This is a genomic window from Thermoplasmatales archaeon (genome assembly GCA_014361195.1).
Classification (GTDB): domain Archaea; phylum Thermoplasmatota; class E2; order UBA202; family JdFR-43; genus JACIWB01.
In genome coordinates this window covers 1-22,325 of record JACIWA010000005.1, presented here as the reverse complement: position 1 = coordinate 22,325, position 22,325 = coordinate 1, and the positions used below count along the sequence as shown (strand labels likewise).

General features: G+C 35.1%; 19 protein-coding genes. 7 read left to right on the top strand and 12 right to left on the bottom strand.

What is annotated here, in order from left to right:
* Positions 1-36: 36 nt before the first annotated feature.
* Entirely contained in the window at positions 37-2,625 is a 2,589-nt protein-coding gene (locus H5T44_04200; protein ID MBC7081427.1) for a hypothetical protein, read from the top strand.
* Between the two features lie 252 nt (positions 2,626-2,877).
* Positions 2,878-6,576, top strand: coding sequence for a DUF11 domain-containing protein (locus H5T44_04195; protein ID MBC7081426.1), 3,699 nt, complete (start codon positions 2,878-2,880; stop codon positions 6,574-6,576).
* Between the two features lie 23 nt (positions 6,577-6,599).
* Here the strand turns inward: H5T44_04195 and H5T44_04190 are convergent, their stop codons facing one another.
* Genes H5T44_04190 through H5T44_04170 form a run of 5 tightly spaced genes read right to left on the bottom strand, consistent with a single transcriptional unit; the run spans position 6,600 to position 9,911 of the window.
* Positions 6,600-7,076 carry a 50S ribosomal protein L11 gene (locus H5T44_04190; protein MBC7081425.1) on the bottom strand — a complete coding sequence of 159 codons (477 nt, stop codon included), beginning with the start codon at positions 7,074-7,076 and terminating at the stop codon, positions 6,600-6,602.
* Positions 7,073-7,516 carry a transcription elongation factor Spt5 gene (locus H5T44_04185; GenBank protein ID MBC7081424.1) on the bottom strand — a complete coding sequence of 148 codons (444 nt, stop codon included), beginning with the start codon at positions 7,514-7,516 and terminating at the stop codon, positions 7,073-7,075. Before H5T44_04185 ends, H5T44_04190 begins: the two co-directional genes overlap by 4 nt.
* Position 7,517: 1 nt before the next feature.
* A complete protein-coding gene (locus H5T44_04180; protein MBC7081423.1) occupies positions 7,518-7,757 on the bottom strand; it encodes a protein translocase SEC61 complex subunit gamma in 240 nt (79 codons plus the stop codon).
* Positions 7,754-8,857, bottom strand: coding sequence for a cell division protein FtsZ (gene ftsZ, locus H5T44_04175; GenBank protein MBC7081422.1), 1,104 nt, complete (start codon positions 8,855-8,857; stop codon positions 7,754-7,756). The genes H5T44_04180 and ftsZ overlap by 4 nt, the downstream gene beginning before the upstream one ends.
* A 34-nt stretch (positions 8,858-8,891) precedes the next feature.
* Positions 8,892-9,911, bottom strand: coding sequence for a carbon-nitrogen hydrolase family protein (locus H5T44_04170; GenBank protein ID MBC7081421.1), 1,020 nt, complete (start codon positions 9,909-9,911; stop codon positions 8,892-8,894).
* A gap of 35 nt (positions 9,912-9,946) precedes the next feature.
* Here H5T44_04170 and H5T44_04165 point away from each other — a divergent pair, with 35 nt between their 5' ends.
* Positions 9,947-10,750: an NAD+ synthase gene (locus tag H5T44_04165; GenBank protein ID MBC7081420.1), complete on the top strand. Its 804-nt coding sequence runs from the start codon at positions 9,947-9,949 to the stop codon at positions 10,748-10,750.
* Here the strand turns inward: H5T44_04165 and H5T44_04160 are convergent.
* Genes H5T44_04160 through H5T44_04145 form a run of 4 tightly spaced genes read right to left on the bottom strand, consistent with a single transcriptional unit; the run spans position 10,745 to position 12,971 of the window.
* The gene (locus H5T44_04160) at positions 10,745-11,524 is read right to left on the bottom strand and encodes a DNA-directed RNA polymerase subunit D (protein MBC7081419.1); all 780 of its coding nucleotides are present in this window, start codon (positions 11,522-11,524) and stop codon (positions 10,745-10,747) included. The two genes, H5T44_04165 and H5T44_04160, sit on opposite strands and share 6 nt — an antisense overlap.
* Positions 11,521-11,904 carry a 30S ribosomal protein S11 gene (locus tag H5T44_04155; GenBank protein MBC7081418.1) on the bottom strand — a complete coding sequence of 128 codons (384 nt, stop codon included), beginning with the start codon at positions 11,902-11,904 and terminating at the stop codon, positions 11,521-11,523. Before H5T44_04155 ends, H5T44_04160 begins: the two co-directional genes overlap by 4 nt.
* A gap of 1 nt (position 11,905) precedes the next feature.
* Complete coding sequence (locus H5T44_04150; protein MBC7081417.1) at positions 11,906-12,475, bottom strand: 30S ribosomal protein S4; 570 nt, start codon at positions 12,473-12,475, stop codon at positions 11,906-11,908.
* A gap of 4 nt (positions 12,476-12,479) precedes the next feature.
* Positions 12,480-12,971, bottom strand: coding sequence for a 30S ribosomal protein S13 (locus H5T44_04145; protein MBC7081416.1), 492 nt, complete (start codon positions 12,969-12,971; stop codon positions 12,480-12,482).
* A gap of 120 nt (positions 12,972-13,091) precedes the next feature.
* Between H5T44_04145 and H5T44_04140 the strand changes: the two genes are divergently transcribed.
* Together H5T44_04140 and priS are read left to right on the top strand one after the other, a co-directional pair.
* Entirely contained in the window at positions 13,092-14,060 is a 969-nt protein-coding gene (locus H5T44_04140) for a DNA primase large subunit PriL (GenBank protein MBC7081415.1), read from the top strand.
* Entirely contained in the window at positions 14,057-15,178 is a 1,122-nt protein-coding gene (gene priS / locus H5T44_04135) for a DNA primase catalytic subunit PriS (protein MBC7081414.1), read from the top strand. Before H5T44_04140 ends, priS begins: the two co-directional genes overlap by 4 nt.
* Positions 15,179-15,183: 5 nt before the next feature.
* Here priS and H5T44_04130 read toward each other — a convergent pair whose 3' ends face one another.
* On the bottom strand, positions 15,184-18,435 hold the full coding sequence (locus H5T44_04130; protein MBC7081413.1) for a hypothetical protein: 3,252 nt from the start codon (positions 18,433-18,435) through the stop codon (positions 15,184-15,186).
* Positions 18,436-18,479: 44 nt separating this feature from the next.
* Here H5T44_04130 and H5T44_04125 point away from each other — a divergent pair, with 44 nt between their 5' ends.
* Positions 18,480-19,010 (top strand): DNA replication complex GINS family protein, encoded by a 531-nt coding sequence (locus H5T44_04125; protein MBC7081412.1) that lies wholly within the window; start codon positions 18,480-18,482, stop codon positions 19,008-19,010.
* Here the strand turns inward: H5T44_04125 and H5T44_04120 are convergent.
* Positions 18,994-19,707, bottom strand: a complete 714-nt coding sequence (locus tag H5T44_04120) for an NAD-dependent deacylase (GenBank protein ID MBC7081411.1) — start codon at positions 19,705-19,707, stop codon at positions 18,994-18,996. The genes H5T44_04125 and H5T44_04120 overlap by 17 nt on opposite strands.
* Positions 19,704-20,954 (bottom strand): adenosylhomocysteinase, encoded by a 1,251-nt coding sequence (locus H5T44_04115; protein MBC7081410.1) that lies wholly within the window; start codon positions 20,952-20,954, stop codon positions 19,704-19,706. The genes H5T44_04120 and H5T44_04115 overlap by 4 nt, the downstream gene beginning before the upstream one ends.
* 179 nt (positions 20,955-21,133) lie before the next feature.
* On the opposite strand from H5T44_04115, the gene H5T44_04110 reads away from it, so the two are divergent.
* Positions 21,134-22,325, top strand: a 1,192-nt coding sequence (locus H5T44_04110; protein ID MBC7081409.1) for a hypothetical protein, incomplete at its 3' end; no start/stop codon positions are given.

Sequence of the window (22,325 nt, the reverse complement as noted above, 5' to 3'; positions counted from 1 at the left end):
ATAGAGTTTTATATTACATAATAAAAGGTGAAAAAAATGAAGAAGGAAATTATAATCTGTTTAATGCTTGTTCTGGCTTCCTTAAATTTAGCAGTTGCGGATAGCAAGCACACCATATCAATAGTGCCATCATCGCAAACAGTAAATTTGAATTCTTCATTTTCTGTAAGAATAAATATTACCCCCGCCTCACCTGTTTCATCCGCCGCCTGCAACATCTCATTCAATCCCTCGATTTTAAGGGCAAATAGCGTGACAAATGGCGGGATGTTCGAAACCTGGCTCGGAAACTTAACTATAGTAATAGACAATACCGCTGGCAAAATAAGCTACATAATGGCGGTCTCCAGCACATCGAAGACGCAGGAAGGCACCTTTGCAATAATAAATTTCACCGCCATAGGAACTGGCTCATCCTATATAAATATTGAAAATCCGATAGTTCATGGAACAACAGATTTAATTGTTGTAAATGGGAGTGTAAATGTTCAAACTGACTTGATCCCATTTCTCTCCTACTATCCTGCATATTTTGACTTCAATTTATTGCAAAATACAACCGCAGAATCAACATTTGAGATATGGAATAGTGGAAGTGGTATTCTTTACTATAATTTAAGTGAAACATGTACATGGCTTTCTTTAAATGTAACAACTGGCTCATCATCAGGAGAGCGTGATGAGATAAAAATAACAGTAAATACAACTGGATTAAGTGCGGGCAACTATGTATGCAACATATCAATAAATTCAAATGGAGGAAGTGGAAAAATAAGAGTAAATTTGACAGTAATTCCAATTGATACTACTCCTCCAGTTGTGCAAGTTATTTATCCAAATGGAGGAGAAATATTATATGTTGGAACAACTGAAAATATAAGATGGATTGCAACAGATGATTATGGTGTTCAATCAATAGCTATCTATTACTCAACAAATGGTGGAGTAACATATAATCCAATATTTATAGGAACAGAAAATGATGGAATATATGAATGGCTTATTCCAGATACACCTTCAACAAATTGCAAAATTAAAGTAGTTGCATATGATTATGCAAGCAATTCCGGATATGATGAAAGCAATTCAACATTTGAAATAAGAAGATTTGCTCCAGTTCTCTCCTACTATCCTGCATATTTTGACTTCAATTTATTGCAAAATACAACCGCAGAATCAACATTTGAGATATGGAATAGTGGAAGTGGTATTCTTTACTATAATTTAAGTGAAACATGTACATGGCTTTCTTTAAATGTAACAACTGGCTCATCATCAGGAGAGCGTGATGAGATAAAAATAACAGTAAATACAACTGGATTAAGTGCGGGCAACTATGTATGCAACATATCAATAAATTCAAATGGAGGAAGTGGAAAAATAAGAGTAAATTTGACGGTATTATGGCAAGATAATATTCCACCCTCAATAAGTGATGTTGTAGCAACCCCACCAGTTCAAGATGCTGGGAAATATGTAAGAATATCATGCATTGTCACGGATAATGTGAATGTAAGTGATGTATTTTTGAATATAACATATCCTAACTTAACTCATGAAAACTTCAGCATATTCAGCAATAGAACAGGAAATACTTTCTTCTGCAATAGAACATATAGCTTGATAGGAAACTACTCCTTTTTCATATATGCAATTGATTCATCAAATAACTCCGTAAATTCATCCCTCTATAATTTTGAGATAAAGGATTTAAGTCCTCCTGAGATAAAAAATATTTCATATCCATCCATAGCAAGCTTTGGAATAAATATGAATATATCATGCATTGTCACGGATAATGTGAATGTAAGTGATGTATTTTTGAATATAACATATCCTAACTTAACTCATGAAAACTTCAGCATATTCAGCAATAGAACAGGAAATACTTTCTTCTGCAATAGAACATATAGCTTGATAGGAAACTACTCCTTTTTCATATATGCAATTGATTCATCAAATAACTCCAATATTTCCGCATTTCAAAATTTTGAGATAAGAGATATTACACCTCCATCAATTGAGATAATAGCTCCAGCGGGTGGAGAATTTTTATCTGGAAATGTTACGATAAGATGGAGCGCAAATGATAATTATGACGGCACAAATGTTAAAATAACAATAAAATACAGCCCAAACGGCGGGGGCATATGGATAAATGTTGCGGTTGATGAGGCGAATGATGGCTCACATACATGGAACATCGCTGGCTTGGAAGATGGAAGCAATTATGTTATAATGATAATTGCCACGGATAGCTCTCATAATTCTGGCAGTGAGATTTCTCAGAACTTTACAATTGATAATACAAAACCAAAGGTTAAAATAGATAAGCCAGAGAAAGGAAAAATGTATATATTTGATAGGGGGGTCATTCCAATCATAGGAAAACCGGTAATAATAGGAAAAATAACGGTTGAAGTTACCGCAAATGATACATATGGAATACAAAAAGTGGAATTTTACATAGATGATGTTAAGAAGGGTGAGGATTTCAGTTTCCCATATTCATGGACATGCGATGAAAAGCTGATTTTAGTCCATAAGATAAAAGCAATAGCTTATGATAAAGCGGGAAATAAAAACGAAGAAGAGATAGAGGCAATATTCTTCAATCCTCTTTAATAACCGTTACTAATAGACAAGATAAAAAGCAAAACTAAGTTGCAGAAATGATTAAGAGAAGAAAGTATTGAATTTGAGCTAATTAAAATCCAGATTAGAGAAGGTAAAAGAATAAAAATCGCAGATTCTCAGTTGAAAAAATTCTCAATTATTGTAGATTTAGAAAGTTTAATTCCGCTTTTCTTAAAAATTTAAGAAGAATTTAGAAAAAATTTATAAATTTAGAATTTATATATAATAAGAGGCGAGAACTTGAAAAAGATGCTATTAATTGTAATAGTGGCAATTATTATCAGTTATGGAGTCTATGGTTTAATTTCCCAAATATTAGGTCAGCCACCATCTGGATGGCCAAGTCAATGGACTTTGATTGATACCGATGGAAATGAAGGTGGGGCGCAGGATGATTATAGAGATGTTCAATATGCTTATATAGCGATGGATGAAAACTATTTATATCTTAGGCTATGCTGTTATGGATATCCAAATTTTACTCAACACGAAGATACGAGATATAAATGGTTTATAGATTTGAACGGAGACGGGCGAGTTCAGGGAGGGACCATAACGGGCGGAGAATATTTGTTTTTTGTTGAGGACACAAATGATGATGGGATTGGAGATGTTTATCTTTTAAAGGATTTAGATGGGGATGGTATGTTTAGCGAGTGGGAAGGAAATTATAGTGGTGGATTAATAACTAATAGCTCCATAGGCGGATATGAAATAATTGGTAAATGTGTGCTTATGTACATAAGCTGGGAGGCTATAGAAAATCCATATCCTTTTTATATACTTGTTTGGGCAACAGATCAAGAAAATCCAAATCTTGAGCAAATGCCAACAACAGATGGTCCTGATTTAAGTGATATCCCGTTCGGGCCATTTTTTCCACCTTATGTTTATTTAAGTATAGAAAAAAGCGATAAACCTGACCCTGTTTATGCGGGAGGAATATTGAATTATACTATATGGGTTAATAATACTGTTGGAATAAACCTTACAAATGTAACATTGGTAGAAATCTATGATTCAAATGTAAGCTTTATCTCTTCAACTCCATCACCAACACAAGGAAATAATACATGGATTTTCAATCTCTCCGTTAATTCTTCATGGAGTGTAAATATAAGTGTTTTTGTTAATTCGTCTTTAGAAAATAATACGATTTTGCATAATTATGCAAATGTAACATATGGAAATCTATCAAATTTGACTGGTATATATAATGAAACATGGGAAAATACAACAGTTATATCTGCTCCTCTAAATCCAAACATAACAGCAAGTAAAACTGTATGGAATAATTCATATTGGGGTGAATCTGTTACTGTTCATTCTGGAGATATAGTTACTTTTAATATAACAGTGATCAGCACAGGGACAGAGAATTTATCCTATATAAATATTACAGATATATTACCAAATTCATTTATTTATATAAATGGATCTGCTAAAAAGAATGATACAAACTTAAGTGATCCAATTCAGTGGGGAAATAATATTTCATGGAATTTGACAGGGCCATTTTCGAATTCAACATGGTTTTATATTACTTTTAATGTTACTGTTAGCGGAAATGGAAATTTTACAAATTTAGCAAATGTAACCGCTGAAGGAAATATAAGCTATATTATTGTTTATGATGAAGATAGTGCATATGTTAAAGTAATAAATCCATCAATAAGAATAACAAAAGAAGCATATCCAAAAACAATTCACAGTGGAGAAGAAGTAACATATTGGTTAAATATAACAAATAGTGGAGATTGTAATTTAACAATTAAATCAATAATTGATAGTCAAGGCTTAACATTCATCTATTTATCTGGAGATGATGGAGATGGAATTCTTGAACCAGGAGAAACATGGATATATATAAATATAACATCAATAACATCAGATACATTTAATGAAGTAAATGTAACAGCTGAAGATGAGTTAGGATATGAATTATATGATATAGATACAGAATTTGTAAATGTAATAAATCCAAGCATAAGCATAACAAAAGAAGCATATCCAAAAACAATTCACATTGGAGAAGAAGTAACATATTGGTTAAATATAACAAATAGTGGAGATTGTAATTTAACAATTAAATCAATAATTGATAGCCAAGGCTTAACATTCATCTATTTATCTGGAGATGATGGAGATGGAATTCTTGAACCAGGAGAAACATGGATATATATAAATATAACATCAATAACATCAGATACATTTAATGAAGTAAATGTAACAGCTGAAGATGAGTTAGGATATGAATTATATGATATAGATACAGAATTTGTAAATGTAATAGAGGATATGCCAAACATCTATGATCCAAAAATAGCAGAGGATTTAAATGGCCCACCTCTAAAACCAGGAGATATAATAAGATATACAATATGGATCAACAATACAGGCAATGCTCCTTCAAATGATAATCCAGGAAATGAGTTTGAAGATAAAATTCCTGCATGCACTACTTATGTTGCTAATTCACTCGAAATAAATGATGTGCCAAATGATGATGATATTTCAGATGGAATTGGATACGATGCAATAAATGACAAAATAATATGGAATGGTGTTATACCTCCAAATAGCTCAATAAAAATAAGTTTCATGGTTAGAGTAAATCTCGATGCAACCTGTAGAACTATTTCCAATCAAGGTAATGTGTATTATGATACAGATGGAGATGGGATAAATGATGCTACTCAGCCCACAGATGATCCAAATACCACACCACAAAATGACCCAACTAATTTAAAGCTTGATATTTCACCTCCATGGTCATGGATTGTTGTAAGAGAAGACCCAGCCCAATTTGTGCCAAGAGTTTGCACAGTTAATATTTATGCGGATGATGATGTCGGCCCGTGGAAGATTTTCTATATTATATATGGAAAGGAAAACAATAGGGAAGTGAGGGAAGGAGGATGGAATGAGATTATAACTTTTGTTTGGCTATTTACTGAAGAAGGAAAATATACTATAGAGTATTGGGCAATTGATTTGGCTGGAAATGAAGAAACTCCTCACAATTTTGAAACTTATATTGTTGATATCACTCCTCCATCTGTTGAAATTCATTTTGAAGGATTATTCGAATTATCCAGGGGTATATACTATATTTCACACTCTACACAGATATCCCTATACGCGCACGACGAAGGAAGTGGAATTAAGAAAATAGATTATAAAGTAGATGATGGCAACTGGAGGAGATTTGAATCACCTTTCACACTTTCAAATGGAACCCATGAAATATATTTAAATGCATATGATAATGTAGGCAATAGAAAATTTGAAAAATTTGTGGTGCATGTAGGAGAATGCAGACCAACGACTTCATGCATTCTTGATCCTTCCGTGCCAGATGGAGATAATGGGTGGTATAATAGGCCAGTTAAAGTTAGATTGGAGGCGGTGGATAATGGGAGTGGAGTTGCAAAAACATTTTATAGGCTGGATAATGAAGAGTGGAGAGAATATAGAGAATCATTTGTTATAGGCGATGGTAAGCACGTGTTGTATTTCTACAGTATAGATAATGCGGGTTTGCGGGAAGAAGTAAAAGAAATTAGCTTAAATGTTGATTCATCTCCACCAGAAATATTAATTGATAAACCAAAACCAGGAATTTATATAGCAAATCATCGAGTAATACCTCTAATTGGCAATAAAGTTATTGCAATAAGTGAAATAACTTTTATTGTAAATGCAAAAGATAGTGGGTCAGGTGTTTCAGACATGACCCTTTACATTGGCGAGAAACTAGTAGCGGAAGGCACAACAGGAATAATTTATACAATAAACGCATATAAATTAAATGAAAAGTTTTGGGGCAAGTATGAAATAAAAATTATTTCAAAAGACCTTGCAGGTAATTTGGCGGAAAAGGAAATTAATATCTTTATATTAAGTTTAGTGAGAAAAGCTACTAGTGAGAGAACATAGTTCACTAGATGAATTTAATCCAATCAATCCTCTTTAAATAAGTGGTCAAATTCGCCCGCATCTATTCTTTTTATTATTTCTTTAGCATTTACTCCTTCAACAGTTATTTTCATTGATACACATGTTCCAACTATTTCCTTTGCCTTTTTCTTAAGAGTTTTTCCAAGAACATCGCTCTTTTTCATCTTTGCGATTTCAATCACATCTTTCATCGTTATATTCCCAGCGATTGCATCTCCACCTCCTTTCTCAAGATTTGCCTTTTTAAGAATAAGGGCGGATGCGGGTGGTGTGCCTACTTTCAGCTCATACTTCCTTGTCTTCGGATCAACTATTACTTTCACCGGTACCTTCATTCCCTTGAAATCCTTGGTCAGCTCATTTATCTTATTAACCACTTCCACAACATTCACTCCCAGCGGGCCAAGCGCAGGCCCAATAGGAGGACCAGGTGTTGCCTTTCCTCCTTCAACGAGAACTTCTACTTCATCCATATTCATTCCTCCTTTTTCTTGAGCACTCTAACCTGCTCACCCCTAACAGTTATTGGAATCGGGACAATTGCATCTAAAAGCTCGACTGTTATTTCCTCTTTTGTATCATCAACTCTTATTACTTTTGCTTTCTCTCCCTTAAAAGGACCGCTTACAAGCTCCACAATCATTCCTTCATCAATTTTTGCAACCGCAGATGGTGGGAAAAGGAAATGCTCTATTTCCTCAATATTTATCTCCTTTTCAAGCACTTCTCTTGCATATCTCATATTTCTTACTATCCTCTTTATAACATCTATATCTTCACTTTCAACAAATATATAACCACGCAACTCTTTCGGGGCAACAAGTGCATATATTTTTCCGCATCTTTTACTCGCTTTTTCAAGCAGATTTAGCACATTCTCTTCCTGCCCAACCTGAGTTTTTACTGCGAAAATCGGCATGTTACAACCCTATTCTTTTAGCAATCCATGGAGCAAAAACTGTTGCAAGTATCATTATTATAAAGCCAATTAATCCAATCAAAAATATTCCTATGGCGGTTAATTGAGATGTTTTCATGTAATCATCTTCATCTGGATGTGATGCAAGTTGTAGAACTCTTCCATATTTTCCCTTGCCAAGCCTGCTCAGCTTCTCTTCTATTTTCTTTTGTTTTTCAATAGATTTTTCTATTAGGCTCATCTTATCATATCTATTCCAAATGGTTTTTCTTCTTCTCTCTGAGGACCATATATTTGCTTTGATTTTACTCCTGTTAAAACAACCATTACTTTCACTGTGCCCTTAAGATTTGGATCTATTCCCGCCCCCCATATTATTACCGCATCAGGATTTATTCTTGAATAAACCTCTTCCACCACTCCCTCCGCCTCTTTTATTGTCATATCTTCTCCACCTATAACATTTATAAGGGCACCTGTTGCATCGCTTATATCTACTTCAAGAAGAGGCGAAGACAATGCCTCATTTACCGCATCTATGCATCTGTTATCGCTATCAGATTCACCTAGCCCAATCATAGCAACTCCTCCGCGCTTCATTATTGTCTTCAAGTCCGCAAAATCAACATTTACAAGGCCGGGTTTTGTAATCATTTCTGTAATTCCCTTTATACTCCTCATCAATATTTCATCCGCCACCTTAAACGCTTTATTCAACGGCAATCTTGGAACAAGCTCAAGCAGTTTATCATTCGGTATAACAATTACGGTATCAGAAACCTCCTTAAGGCGTGCAAGTCCCATTTCCGCATTCTCTCTCCTTATCCTTCCTTCAACACTGAAAGGCATCGTAACTATGCACAGCGTTAATGCCCCCAGCTCCTTGGCAATCCTCGCCACCACCGGGGCGGAGCCCGTGCCAGTGCCCCCGCCGAGCCCGCATGTGACAAATACTATGTCCGCTCCTTCAAGAATTTTTCTTATGTCGCTCTCGCTTTCCATGGCAGCTTCTCTTCCTCTCTCTGGCAGAGCTCCCGCTCCGAATCCTTTTGTTATATGCCTTCCTATCAACATTTTGTAAGGAACTTTTGCATGGAGCAAGTGCTGGGCATCGGTGTTTAATGCTATAAGGTGTGCTCCATATATTTTTGCCTCGTAACATCTTTCTATTGTGTTTGTTCCCGCTCCTCCGCATCCAACAACTTTTATGTTTGTTTTCAGTCCAGCGAGGATTTCTTCCAGCTCCTTATTTTTCTCCTGAAGTAACTTCTCTTCTTCTGCATTTAATTCAGGATTTACCACATCATCCCTTGCAAGCACATCTTCTATGAATTTTTTCATGAGATTCACCCTTTAAATAGAATACAAAGGCTTATTAAAAAGTTTTGATGTTTTCAGGCTTTATTTCAATTTCCCTGTCACCTTTAAATATTGCTTTTATTTCATTACTCTTATATAAATTTACCTTGCAACCTGTTGCAATTTTTATTCCAAATGCTATATCTTCATTTCCATATAAATCAACCTCGCTTATTTTCATCTCTTTTTTAGCTTTTTCTCCCATTTCAATACCGATTTTTACGTATTCATTGAAAACCTCTTTAAAGCGTGAAATATTATATAATTCAAGGAATATATCTGAAGTTGTATCTCTGAGTATAGGACGTGAAATTCTTGCCTCCTTTAATTCATTCATATCAATTTCACATAATATGCTTTCTTCCTTGAAATATTCTGTTTTATTTATCATTTCTCCATTAGGCTTATATACTCTGCTTCCTCCCCAGAAAGATAAGCCATTTTCCTCTCCAACAAGATTTGAATAACAGATAAATACGGTATTTTCTATTGCTCTTGCGGGGAGAACATTTTCAAATTGCTTTCTTGTAGTGGAGGGTGATGCGGATATACATACAATCAAGTCTGCTCCTTTTAATGCCATTCCCTTCACTAGCTCAGGGAAGAAAATATCATAACATATAACAATTCCTATCTTCCATCCCTTGAAATTGAAAACAGGCAGGGTTTTGCCAGGAGAAAAATAGAATTTTTCCTCAAATGGTCCGAAATTTGCAAGAAAATTTTTATTATATATATCCACACTATCTGGCTTAACAAAAACAGCGGAATTATATATAATTCCTTTTCTTTCCTCAATAGGCATTCCAAAAATTACTCCTTTTTCCTCGCATATTTCCTGAATTCTTTCTATTGATTTCCCGTCTTTCCCCTCCGCAAGGGAAAAAATTTCCTCCCTGCATAAATAGCCGGTTAAAGACATTTCCCCAAAAACATATAGCTCTGCTTCATTCTTTTTTATAAATTTCTCCATTTTTTCTATATTCTTCTTCTTATCCATCAATTTTGGATTCATGCTAACTGCGCAAATTTTCATAGGAAGAAATAAATTCTTTTTTAATATATCTTTTTATGCTAAATATAAATGAAGAAGAAGTCCTCAATGTTATATTGAACTTCATAAGGGAATATAAGGAAAAGAGTATGAGAGATAAAATTGTTATTGGTCTATCTGGTGGTGTAGATTCATCTCTTGTTGCAAAATTAGCTACAATGGCAATAGGAAAAGAAAATGTTCATGCTATTTTCCTTCCAGATATTTCAACTCCTCTTGAAGATTTTGAGCACGCCCGCTTTATGGCAAAAAGTTTGAAGATATCCTATAAAGTTATTGATTTATCTCCAATGATTCATTCAATAACAAATGCATGCGGTGAAATGGATGAAATTACTTTAGGAAACATAAAAGCAAGACTCAGGATGATATTTCTTTATCAATTTGCAAATTCAAAAAATGCCCTTGTCTGCGGGGCATCAAATAAAACAGAGCTTATGGTTGGATATTTTACCAAATATGGGGATGGGGCAAGCGACATCCTTCCAATAGGTGATTTATATAAAACACAGGTATATCAACTTGCTAGATATGTTGGGATACCAGAAGAAATATTGAAAAAACCACCCACCGCAGGCCTATGGAAGGGCCAGACAGATGAAAAAGAGCTTGGTATATCTTATGAAAAACTGGATAAAATATTATATGGATTAGAAAGACAGAAAAGCTTTGATGAAATAGCAAAGATAGCAGGCGTGGCCATTGAGGAAGTTAAAAGGATATATGAAATGGTAAAAAGAACAGAGCACAAAAGAAGACTACCAGTTATTCCAAAAATATCATTTCGCACAATAGGCATTGATTGGAGATTTCCTTTATAAAATTTTCTCAAGTTCTTCGTATTTTTCTCTCAATATTTTTAATGTCTCTTTCAATGCTTCTTTTGCAGATATTGAACCATCTGTTTCATATTGCATTATTATCCTTTTTTCGTCTCCTTCCACTTTTATAGCCCCTATCTTGCACACTTCTTCGCAACTTTTGCAAAGAGTGCAATCTATTTCATTTTTGACTATAATTTTGTCGCCTTTAATTTCAAGTATATTCCTTGGGCATGCTTTAATGCATTCACCGCATAAATTGCATTTCTCCCCTATATCAATTATTGGATAATATTTGTATCCTATTCCACATATCGCCTGCCATTTTGCGTGCTCCTTTCCTGTGCCGAGTATTGCTTCCGCCTCAAGTATGAGGCGCTGATTTTTTATCAGTCTTACAATTGGAATATTTTTATCAATAACCTCCCACATCGGGTCCTCCGCTCTTAAGTCACCAGAATAAACAGTTCCTCCTCCTTCTTTGCTAAGAGTATAATGAACAGTGCATGAGGGACATCCTTTACCATCGCATGTGCACTCGCTTCTAGGAACAAGTAAATCAAGTTTTGTTGGGAGAGGTATCATAGCAAGGCGGTGGGCAATTATTTCATCAAAAAGGGCAGAGGTATTGTCATAAATTTTCACATTTTCTATCGCAAGCTTCGGAATGTCTGAAATAAGAGTCCTTCTTATAGCATTTACAAAGTGAGGTGTTGTGTCCTCAAATAAAATTTTTGCATAATTATCTTGTAGCTCGAGAAATGAAAGCTTCATACTCTTCTCCCGCGCTTTCCTCCCTTTTCCCTACATCCATCATGTGGCAAAGGCGTGACATCTTCTATTCTCCCTATCTTAAAGCCCGCCCTCGCCAGCGCCCTGATTGCTGCCTGCGCCCCTGGGCCAGGGCTCTTGCTCCTTCCTCTTCCTATTCCTCTTACCTTTATATGTAATGAATCTATTCCCTTTTCTTTTAGCTCTTCTGCAACTCTCTGGGCAGCGACCATTGCTGCATATGGTGATGGCTCGTCTTTATCTGATTTTACAACCATTCCTCCAGAGCATTTTGCAAGTGTCTCCGCTCCTGTTATATCTGTAACTGTAATTATTGTGTTATTATGCGATGAAAAAATGTGTGCGATTCCCCATTTTCCCATTTTACACCTCCTTTGGAGCTTCTTTTGCTAATTTTTTTGCCACTAAAATCTCTTCTTTCTTAGGACGAGCGGGATGCAGTTCATTATTTAAAGGAGATTTTTGCGAATATGAAATTTTATCTTCCTCACTCCTTCTAACTAAATAAGAGGGGATTGTTACCTTCTTTTCATCAATTGCTATGTGGCCATGAACAATTAACTGGCGAGCTTGTTTTGGGTTTCTTGCCAGTCCATGGAGATATACAAGTGTTTGCAATCTCCTCCCCAGTATATGCTCTACATTTAAGGCCAGAACATCTTCAAGTGTTGCATTTTCTGGAAGAATGCCAAGATTATATAATTTTTTCAGCAAAGCCTCTTTTTCTTTTTCCGCCTGCCTCTCACCCGCCCTCGCCCTGAGCCTTCTTGCCTGCTCTCTTACTTTCCTCAATATTGTTTCCGCTCGCCATATTTCCCTTTTTTTCATCAGTCCATATTTTTGCACGATTTCCTTTTCTCTTTCTATTCTTTCCGCCTGCCAGGGATGGGAAGGTGTTTCATATTTTTTTCTTGGAAATTTAGGGTCTCCCATTTTCTCACTTCTTTTCCTCTTTTCCTTCTTCCCTCTTCTTAGCCAATTCCTTCTTCCTTATAACTCCAACAGTTAAACCAGTCCTTTTATGACTCCTTGTTCTTTGTCCTCTTACAGGCAAACCTCTTTCATGTCTGATTCCACGATAAGCCCTTATCTTCTTAAGCAAGTTTATATCTTCTCTCTTAATCAAATCTATTTCAGAGCCAATTAAGTGCAAATCCTCTCCAGAATATAAATCCTTTCTCCTGTTTTTCATCCAAGGAGGTAGCCATTCATTTATTTTTCCTATTGCATTGCTTATTTCTTCTATCTCTTTATCTGAAAGATATCCAATTCTTTTTCTTCTATCTATTCCTGTATATGAAAGGATTGCATTTGCCACCATATAGTTTATTCCCTTTATTTTTGTGAGTCCATACATTACTGGTTTGTTTCCGTCTATATCTGTCGCTGCTATCCTAACTATATATTTAAATTCCTTTTCTTCAGCCATGGCGGATAAAAATAGCAAATGTATATTTAATATTTGCTCTTAAATCAGTTTTCTATTCTTTTTCAACAGCTTTTTCCAATGAAACACAAAAAATATTAAAAGCGGAATATTTTTATTTTTGTGGAATTGATAAAAATTTCTCGCTATCCATTTCTTTCAGAAGCAAGAGAATGGGTTAAAAATAGAGAAGTAAGCATAGAAGAAATAATTGAAGATATGATATATGAAAGAGCAAGGAGAAGGGGCATGGAAAGAGTAAAGCAAGCAATAATTGAAGGAATTGTTAAAGATGCTCCATTGGTGAATGAAATAGATTTTGAAATGGAAATTTATTCATATGCAATTGCAAGGATGATAGTGGTTGCTTTTGAAAACGATTATGCTTTGAGAAGATATGCGCTTGCAGAAGCGAAAGGAGCATATGAAAAAATGAAAGAAGAGGATGAGGAAATAATATATGAAATTTTAAAAGAATTTAAAATAGAACATATGGATGGAAAAATACATTTCTCAGATTACTTGAAATATGCTCCCACTTGGGATTCAAAATGGAAACTGGTTAACAGGGAGATGAGCAAAGGATATGTAAAGCTTACAAAACAGGAAATTGCAAGAATTTTGCAGGAGGCAATAAGCAAGAAAATTTATCATGAACTGGCATATATGTATGCCCCACCAGAAATAAAGAAAATTTTCGGTGAAGAAATAAATTTGCTAAAAAATAAAATATCCTTCAAAAAAGAATTTAAAAAAGAGAAAAGCATATCAGATTTTCCTCCATGCATATCAAGTGTTATTTCTTCAATAAACTCTGGCAAGAATGTTCCTCATGTTGCAAGATTTACACTTGTTGCATTTTTAAATGAGATTGGAATGAGTGAAAAGGAAATACTCGCCCTTTTTTCAAAATCCCCTGATTTCAATGAAGAGAAAGCTCTGTATCAGATACACCATATAACAGGGAAAATATCAAGCACGGTTTATGCGGTGCCAAAATGCTCTACTATAAGAACATGGGGATTCTGTTTCCCGGATGAAAAATGTAAAGGAATATTTCATCCTCTAGTATATTATAGGAGGAAAAAATGAATTTTCTGAAGAGAAAATTTTTTTCATATTACATCCATCCAAAAATAATTTTTCCGAGCAGAATTGAGAGAAGGGAATATGCTTTTATTCCTTTTGGCGGGGAGATGCACCGCCATCTTGCTTTTTCTTCAAGGGAAAAAATTCTTGATTATTTGAAAAGTGAAATTCCAGCACATGCCTATTATTCATCCGCATACTATTCAAATCCATCTGCGGAAAGAATGGATGAGAAAAAATGGATGGGAGCGGATTTGATTTTTGATTTAGATGCGGATCATCTCCCGAATTCGGATAAGATGAGTTATGAGGAGTCGCTTGAGGAAGTAAAAAAAGAAGCAATTAAGCTTTTATCTTTTCTGACAGATGACTTTGGTTTTTCAGAGAATGAAATAGAAATATATTTCAGCGGGAGCAGGGGATACCATTTTCATGTAAAAAATAGCAGAATTTTATCGTTAGGTGCTCAGGAAAGGCGGGAAATTGTGGATTATGTTACTGGAAGGGGATTAATAATTGAAAATTTTTTGAAGGAAAAAGTTATTCCAAGAGGAAAATTTACTGATAAAACAATTGAAATTGATATAAAAGAAGGATGGAAAAAGAGGTTTGCAAATGCCCTGGCGAATTTTTTTAAAGAAATAAAAACAAAGGAAAAGAAGGAAGCAATAAATGAATTGGTTAATATAGGGGCGAGCAAAAAAACCGCCGAAGAAATATATGATTTGCTAACAGATGAAAGAATTAAGAGGATAGAAGAAGGAAAAATTGACCAGGCAACTCCTTTCAAGAGAATAATCAAGCCATTAATAGAAAAAATCTTCATTTCATTGCAAAGCGGGGCGGATGAGCCAGTTACTTCTGATATAAAAAGATTGATACGCCTGCCCGGCTCCCTTCATGGAAAAAGCGGGCTGAGGGTGGCGAAAGTTGAATCAATTGAAGATTTTGAACCATTGAGGGATGCGGTTGTTTTTGGTGAAGAAGAAGTGGAGGTAAATGTTTTTAAGCCATTTAAAATAAGGATGATGGAGAATAATTTTGATATTAAAGAGGGGAAAGAAAAATTGCCGGAATATCTTGCGGTTTTTTTAATTGCTAGAGGGTTTGCAACTATTTAATTTGACTATTTGATCTTCTTCATTTTTTCTCTTGCATAAATTGCTCCAGCAACAATAACTATTGCCATGAATATTAATACATAAATTCCATATTTACCTTCTATTATTTCATTTGGATAAGATTTTACTCCAAATAAGAAATGCCCTTCAACATTTTCTCCATCAAAAGTTTGAGGCTTTTCCCATCTATATTGTGGGGACCATATTTTTAATTTTGGATCTCCAAAGTAGCACAAATTCTCCTTTATATCCCACCACCATTGCTTTGTTAAATATCCTATTCCAGTATGAAGGATGCTGTTTGAAAAAGCTTCCCCGACAGTTTTGCCGAGAGCTATATCTCTTGAAAACATCTCAACCGCAAAAGCGGAATACCAGGAAGTTTCCCAGGGATCAATAACCTGGAATACAGAACCATGTCTTACAATAGCTAAATGAAGATATGTATTTGAAATCAAGCATGAGCCAGCATTAAATCCGCATGAATGAATATTCTTTAAAGCATTATCTATATCATATCCAGTATAATCACAAGTCCTAAGTCTCCCAAAAATAACGGTTATAATAACTCCATCATATCCCGCTCCTCTCCCAAAAAATGTATTTTTTATTAAAGGTATGTCACTCAATCTTGCTGGAACAATATCAATTCCAAATAGTTTGCTCTGACTCAGCACATCTGGCTCTTCCGTCGAGCCATCTAGGTAGCCAGGTAAATAAATTTCATATCCCCGCCATGGATTTTCTTCTATTGTTGGGAGAGATATATTCACTCCTGCAAAGCCAGGCATGCCATACGGATTCCAGAAAGCTAAGGCTCCTCCATCCGCATGCCACCCATGCGTGCATTCAATCCACATTATCACCCCGCGATTTAAATTTTCCATTGTTGCGGAGAAATTTGTTGTAAAGGCAATGCTGTAACCCGCTTTTTCCAAATAAAATGGAACAACCTCACTTTCAGTTAAATCAGGCCAATATGAGCCATATTTTCCATATTTTGCGAGAACATTGTTGTCTATAGGATGTGTGGATGGTTCATAATAAGGAGTTATCCCACTTGCGCATGTATAATTGGATCCCCAGTACTGGCTAGCTCTTTCATTGAATCTATGCGCATAGGTTATCCATGAATTTAATACAGGATAAACAAATTTTTCTTCCTGGCTTGGTTTTATTATTTCGAGTAAACCAGTTGCTTTTCTTCTGCTCACACTCCCATTTATCAGCATAATTCCCTCGCTATTCAAAGCGGGATTTGCAAATATAACCGCTGGATAGAAAACACTTCTGGCTATCCAATAACTTGTATCAGCTGGCGAACCAAATATTCTTCCAGGATATGCAGCCCCAACAAATGCCCTATCCCATGGTGTGCCAATATCAAATTGATCCGCCACTGTTAGCATATATTCTATCTCTCCTGGCTTATCAAATCCCATTTTTTCAAAAAATTCATATGCTTGCTTTGCGGTTAAATACATTGCAGCAACATTTGGCTCATCATCTCTTATAGAATGCTTCTTCCACCATTCATTGTGCCATACCACCGCCATTGAAAGTTCTTCATGCATCTCAACAATTAATAGAGGACACCCATGGTGGGCGGATGCATAGCTCGCTGGCCCTATGAAAAGAGCGCTTTCCATTTCTCCACTTGGCTTTAATTCATCTGTTGCCATATAGCTCCATGGATCAAGAGTGGAAATGACTATATCATTGGATTTTGTCCTATTTCTTATTTCATTATAAATGCTCTGCAAGCTATTATATTCATAAATATTTGCAAATCTTAATTTTGTTTTTACACCAGCAATTTCATTTCCCGTATTTACAATATATATATTCCTTGCGCCTAATCTTTTAATTGCATTTTCAACACAGGGTGGCAATTCATTTGCTTTTGTATATAGCAATGGCGCGTTCATCAGAGATGCAAGGATTGCGCCTTCTGCGGCATTCGCCATGTAGCTTGCGGTGCTTTTATTCATTTTGCTTTCCCATGAGTATTTAAGGGTATAGCTTATTTCCTTGCCCGATTCATTCATTTGAACAATAATTGCCTTGTATTTTCCTTCTCCAAGTTGGTCAAGTTTTAAGGTTTGCTTTGTCTCATTTTCTGGCGTAGAATATGCAATTGCCACATTATTTTCATCAACTATTATCAGGCCAAGCTTGCTGTTCCCGCTTAATTCAAAAGTTACATTTCTCGCCATAAAGGGTGAGGAAGGTAATTCAACTTCATAGCCAGGGTAGAGAGTGATATCAACATAATATGGAACTTTTCCTGTAATTGAAGCAACTAATCTCTGTAAAAATGTTCCATAGGTGTCTCTTAAAATTTTTTTTGTTGGTATGTCTGTTATTGCGCATTTCCACATTCCACTTGAATATATATATGTAGATGTGCCTTCATTGGGCCCCCACATAACATTCCATGTCTCGGAAGCTGCAACCTGCATGAAATCGCCATCATAGTAGCAATATAACTGCAAATCAGGGTCAGCGGAAGGAATTGTCATTCCACCCTGAAGCAAGCCAAGTGTCGCTATCGCCATAAAATTTGGGAGCCAGCTCGCGCATGGCCACCATAAACTGGCTTCAAGATATTTATATCCCTCTGGAACATAAAAGCTGTTGTATTGAGGGGCTAGGCTATCCTGCTTTATTCCTTGCACTGTTATCTTTTTTATTTCTTTTGGAGAGAATTTACCGTTTATTTGCCCGTTTGTTTTATTATTGCTCTGGTAGCTATACTCTCCAACTATTGCAAGCACCACATCATTGCTATAACTCCATTCATGAAGTGCTATTTTACTTGATATATCATATATATCTTCGCCATTTATGTGATATGTATTTTCTCCTTTCCACGGCTCCTGTTCAACATTTATGTAGTTAATAGCTATCAGGTTTCCGCAGTATTTTATCCAGTCTTCCATGAAATAATCTATTCCCTGCCTGGAATTTAGATATTTCTCCTTATTATAATCTTCATAAAATAGCAATGGGTAAGAATAAATTTTATTTGTTTCTTTATCATAGAAAACACTGGCAGGAATTGAAGCAATATATGAAAAGTCATCTAAAAAGCTATTTCCTTCAAATTTAACAAAAGTTGCTTTTTTAACTGGAACAACTTTATTCCAGCTAATTCCATCAAATCCGGAAATTATATTTCTTTCTTGGGCAAAAACGGGCATTATCATCATTATTGAGATTATAAGAATAACCGCATGTTTCATGAAGAGCTTCATGAAGATAAATGAATAATTAATATATAAGGATTTTACTTACAATTATGCTCACTTACGAAAAACTTCGCAACATAGATGAAATGGAAAGAAATAGTTCTTCATTAACAAAAATTGATATTGATTTTTATTCTCAGGCAATTAGCTATATAGAAGAAATTGAAAGGAGGATAGAAAAGGAGAAGGAAAACCCTTCTCAGAAATTAATGATTTTATCAGATGAGTTAAGAAATACAAAAAGATTGTTGCAGAGCATATTTGAGAGGAGAGAAAAGAAAATAGTTAGCTTTGCCCTTCATTCCGCAAGAACTGGGAAGGATATACCAGAAAATATGACAAACGAGGAAAAAATTTTTTATGAAGAGCTTCTGAATGTGATAACTAATTATAGGAAAAAAATTTTTGAGAGAAAAAAAGATTTTGCGATTGTAAGAATAAAAAAAGAAATCCCTCCTTTTGTTGGAAATGACATGAAAAAATATGCATTAAGCAAGGAAGATGTTGTATGTTTGCCATATAACATAGCTAAATTACTATTAGAGAGGGATGCAGTAGAAGAAATCAATGCAAATTTTTAATTTCCTCAAAAATTTTTGAAATTATCTCTCCACATTTACCCCTCAAAACATAATCCGCTAAATGGGTTATTTCAGTCTCTTCTTTATTTATTTCTACAATTTTAGCCCCGTTTCTTTTTGCAATAATTGGGATATAACCAGCGGGATAAACACTGCAGCTTGTTCCAACTACAAGAATTAAATCGCATTTTTCCGCAAGCTCAAAGGATTTTTCTATTGCATCTTTAGGAATTTCCTCACCAAACATTATAATATTTGGTTTAACCAATCCACCGCATTCACAAATTCTTACCATTTTTTCTAATTCGTATTTTTTCCCGCATTTAATACATTTCAAAATTGAAAAATTTCCATGAAATTCAATAATGTTTTTGCTTCCAGCTTTTGCATGCAAATTATCTACATTTTGGGTTATTATTGCCTTTATTATTCCTTCCCTTTCCATTTCAGCAAGAGAGAGGTGGGCTTTATTTGGCTTTGCTTCAGAAAAGCTTTTAATCATTTCTTCAAAAAGCCTCCATACCTTAGAAGGATTTCTGATAAAACTTTCTATTGTTCCATACTCATTTATATCATATCTACTCCATATCCCATCTTTGCTTCTAAAATCAGGTATTCCAGATTCAGTTGAGATACCTGCTCCGGTAAGAGCTATGCAGAATTTTGATTTTTTTATTTCATTCGCCACTTCCTTCATGTGCCTTCTTTCCAGCTTGCGAGGTATTTCTTTTGTTCTTCTGTAAGTTTGTCTATTTTTATTCCCATTGTCTTCAGCTTCCTTCTTGCAACATCTCTATCAATTTCTTCTGGTAGCCTATAAACTTTATTCTCAAGCTTTCCCTTATTTTCAACTAACCATTTGACCGCCATTGCCTGATTTGAGAATGACATGTCCATCACTTCGGGAGGATGCCCTTCTGCGCCTGCAAGATTTATAAGTCTTCCTTCCGCCAGCAAATAAATTTTCTTCCCGTTTTTCAGGGTATATGCATCGAGATTTTCCCTCACTTTCTCTTTCTTTACTTTTTCCCTTTCAAGCCATTCAACATCTATTTCATTGTCAAAATGCCCTGAATTTGCGAGAATTGCCCCATCCTTCATCTTCATAATTTCCTTCCCGCTGATAACATGCTTATTCCCAGTAACAGTTACAAATATATCTCCTATGGAAGCAGCTTCCTTCATCTGCATAACTTCAAACCCGTCCATAACCGCTTCAAGCGCCCTTATCTCATCCACCTCGCAGACAATTACCTTAGCTCCCATCCCCCTCGCCCTCATCGCCAGCCCCCTCCCGCACCACCCATAGCCCGCAACAACAAATTTTTTTCCTGCGAGCAGAAGAGAGGTTGTCCTTAAGATGCCATCTATTGTACTCTGCCCAGTTCCATATCTGTTATCAAATAAATATTTAGTGAAAGAATCATTTACCGCCACAAGAGGATAGGAAAGCACTCCTTCTTTTTCCATTGCAATTTGCCTCTTCACTCCTGTTGTTGTTTCTTCTGTTCCTCCTATAACATTTTTAATAAGTTCTCTTCTTTTAGTATGTATTGTTGTTATTAAATCCCCTCCATCATCCATTGTTATATTAGGCTTTATTTCGAGAGCTTTCTCTATGCACCAATAATATTCTTCATGATTTCCACGCCATGCAAAAACATTTATTCCTTTTTTTGCAAGATATGCTGCTATTGCATCATTTGTTGAAAGAGGATTTGAACCGCAGAGTGAAATCTCTGCCCCTCCTTCTCGCAATGCCATTATAAGCACCGCGGTTTCTTTTGTAACATGCAAGCAAGCGGAAATTTTTATCCCTTTCAGAGGTTTTTCTCTTTTAAAATCTTCCTTTATGCTACTTAAAACAGGCATATTCTGCTGAGCCCATTCAAAAATTTTCTCTCCTTCCTTTGCTAAACTTATGTCCTTCACTTTATATTTCATGCAGATAAAGATTTTTAAATTTATATTTTTATTGGCTAAATTTTGGCTAAATTATGGAAGCATTTTTTTTAAACTCACCCTCTAAAAATTTTTATTGAAAGATGAATAGGAGTAAAATTTCCTTCCAAATAGTAGGAGCGAAAGTTTTATAAAAAAAAATTTTACATATTGGTGAAAAAATGAAAGGGAAAATAGTGTTGGTAGGATTAGTAATTCTTATAACAACAATTTCAACAATAAAAGGAGAAAATCTATCAACTTCATATGTTGAACCAGGAGACATTATAATTGCAGATGAAATGCCTATGAAACCTATCATAAGCGGATGGGAGCATGCTGCTTTATACAGGGGAGCAGGATATATAATAGAAGCAGACCCTCATATGGAAAATTCTATAAACTCTTTTAATTCAGCAAAAAAAGAAAATAATGAAGAATGGAATAAAGAATTTGGAGCTGAAGGAACAATTTCTACCTTTGTTGATGGAATTGTAACAGATGATGGAATAGTTTTGCTGGGGAGAATATATGAAAAAGTATGGGTTGTTAAAATAGATAAAGAAGGAAATGAAATATGGAATAGAACTTTTAGAAGAAATTTGCGAGTGGAGGAATGGGGAGAAAGCATTGCTGAAACTGAAGATGGATTTGTTATTGGAGGATATAGTGGAGCTAATTACTGGATAATTAAAATAGATAAAGAAGGAAATGAAATATGGAATAAAACATATGTAAGACCAACTGAGGATTATGGAAAAAAAATTATAGCAACAAAAGATGGAGGATATGCGATGGTTGGAAAAGCTTATAGTGATAATCCTGATATTTTAGTGATAAAAACAGATAAAGATGGGAATCTAGAATGGGAAAAAACTTTTGGTGGGGGAGATATAGAGCATGGAAATTCAATTCTGGAAACTGAAGATGGATATCTTATTTCTGGAATAACTGGATCTTATTCACCACTAGGAGATTTGGATTCATGGGTGATTAAAATAGATAAAAGAGGAAATGAAATATGGAATAGAACATATGGATGGCCGTTGTTTGAGTTTAGGACTTTTATAACAGAAGGTGAAGATGGATATATAATATATGGAGGAACTGAATATGCACCTGGGGGAACTGCATATGTTATAAAAATAGATAAGGAAGGAAATGAAATATGGAAGAAAGGATATGGAGGACCATTTGCCCACCTATTGGATGGTAAAAAAATCAAGGATGGATATATTTTAGCAGGTGTTACAGATCTATTTGCAGTAGGAAGAAAGGATATGTGGGTTTTAAAAATAGATGAGAAAGGAAAAGAAATATGGAATAAAAGCTTTGGAACAAGATCACATGATAGAGCTTTTGCAATTGAAATTT

Coding starts and splice junctions, on each gene's coding strand:
- H5T44_04190 (MBC7081425.1), bottom strand. CDS start 7,076: ATGAATATGGATGAAGTAGAAGTTCTCGTTGAAGGAGGAAAGGCAACA.
- H5T44_04200 (MBC7081427.1), top strand. CDS start 37: ATGAAGAAGGAAATTATAATCTGTTTAATGCTTGTTCTGGCTTCCTTA.
- H5T44_04165 (MBC7081420.1), top strand. CDS start 9,947: ATGCTAAATATAAATGAAGAAGAAGTCCTCAATGTTATATTGAACTTC.
- H5T44_04150 (MBC7081417.1), bottom strand. CDS start 12,475: ATGGGAGACCCTAAATTTCCAAGAAAAAAATATGAAACACCTTCCCAT.
- H5T44_04155 (MBC7081418.1), bottom strand. CDS start 11,904: ATGGGAAAATGGGGAATCGCACACATTTTTTCATCGCATAATAACACA.
- ftsZ (MBC7081422.1), bottom strand. CDS start 8,857: ATGAAAAAATTCATAGAAGATGTGCTTGCAAGGGATGATGTGGTAAAT.
- H5T44_04125 (MBC7081412.1), top strand. CDS start 18,480: ATGCTCACTTACGAAAAACTTCGCAACATAGATGAAATGGAAAGAAAT.
- H5T44_04120 (MBC7081411.1), bottom strand. CDS start 19,707: ATGAAGGAAGTGGCGAATGAAATAAAAAAATCAAAATTCTGCATAGCT.
- H5T44_04115 (MBC7081410.1), bottom strand. CDS start 20,954: ATGAAATATAAAGTGAAGGACATAAGTTTAGCAAAGGAAGGAGAGAAA.
- H5T44_04130 (MBC7081413.1), bottom strand. CDS start 18,435: ATGAAGCTCTTCATGAAACATGCGGTTATTCTTATAATCTCAATAATG.
- H5T44_04185 (MBC7081424.1), bottom strand. CDS start 7,516: ATGCCGATTTTCGCAGTAAAAACTCAGGTTGGGCAGGAAGAGAATGTG.
- H5T44_04145 (MBC7081416.1), bottom strand. CDS start 12,971: ATGGCTGAAGAAAAGGAATTTAAATATATAGTTAGGATAGCAGCGACA.
- H5T44_04170 (MBC7081421.1), bottom strand. CDS start 9,911: ATGAAAATTTGCGCAGTTAGCATGAATCCAAAATTGATGGATAAGAAG.
- H5T44_04180 (MBC7081423.1), bottom strand. CDS start 7,757: ATGAGCCTAATAGAAAAATCTATTGAAAAACAAAAGAAAATAGAAGAG.
- priS (MBC7081414.1), top strand. CDS start 14,057: ATGAATTTTCTGAAGAGAAAATTTTTTTCATATTACATCCATCCAAAA.
- H5T44_04160 (MBC7081419.1), bottom strand. CDS start 11,524: ATGAAGCTTTCATTTCTCGAGCTACAAGATAATTATGCAAAAATTTTA.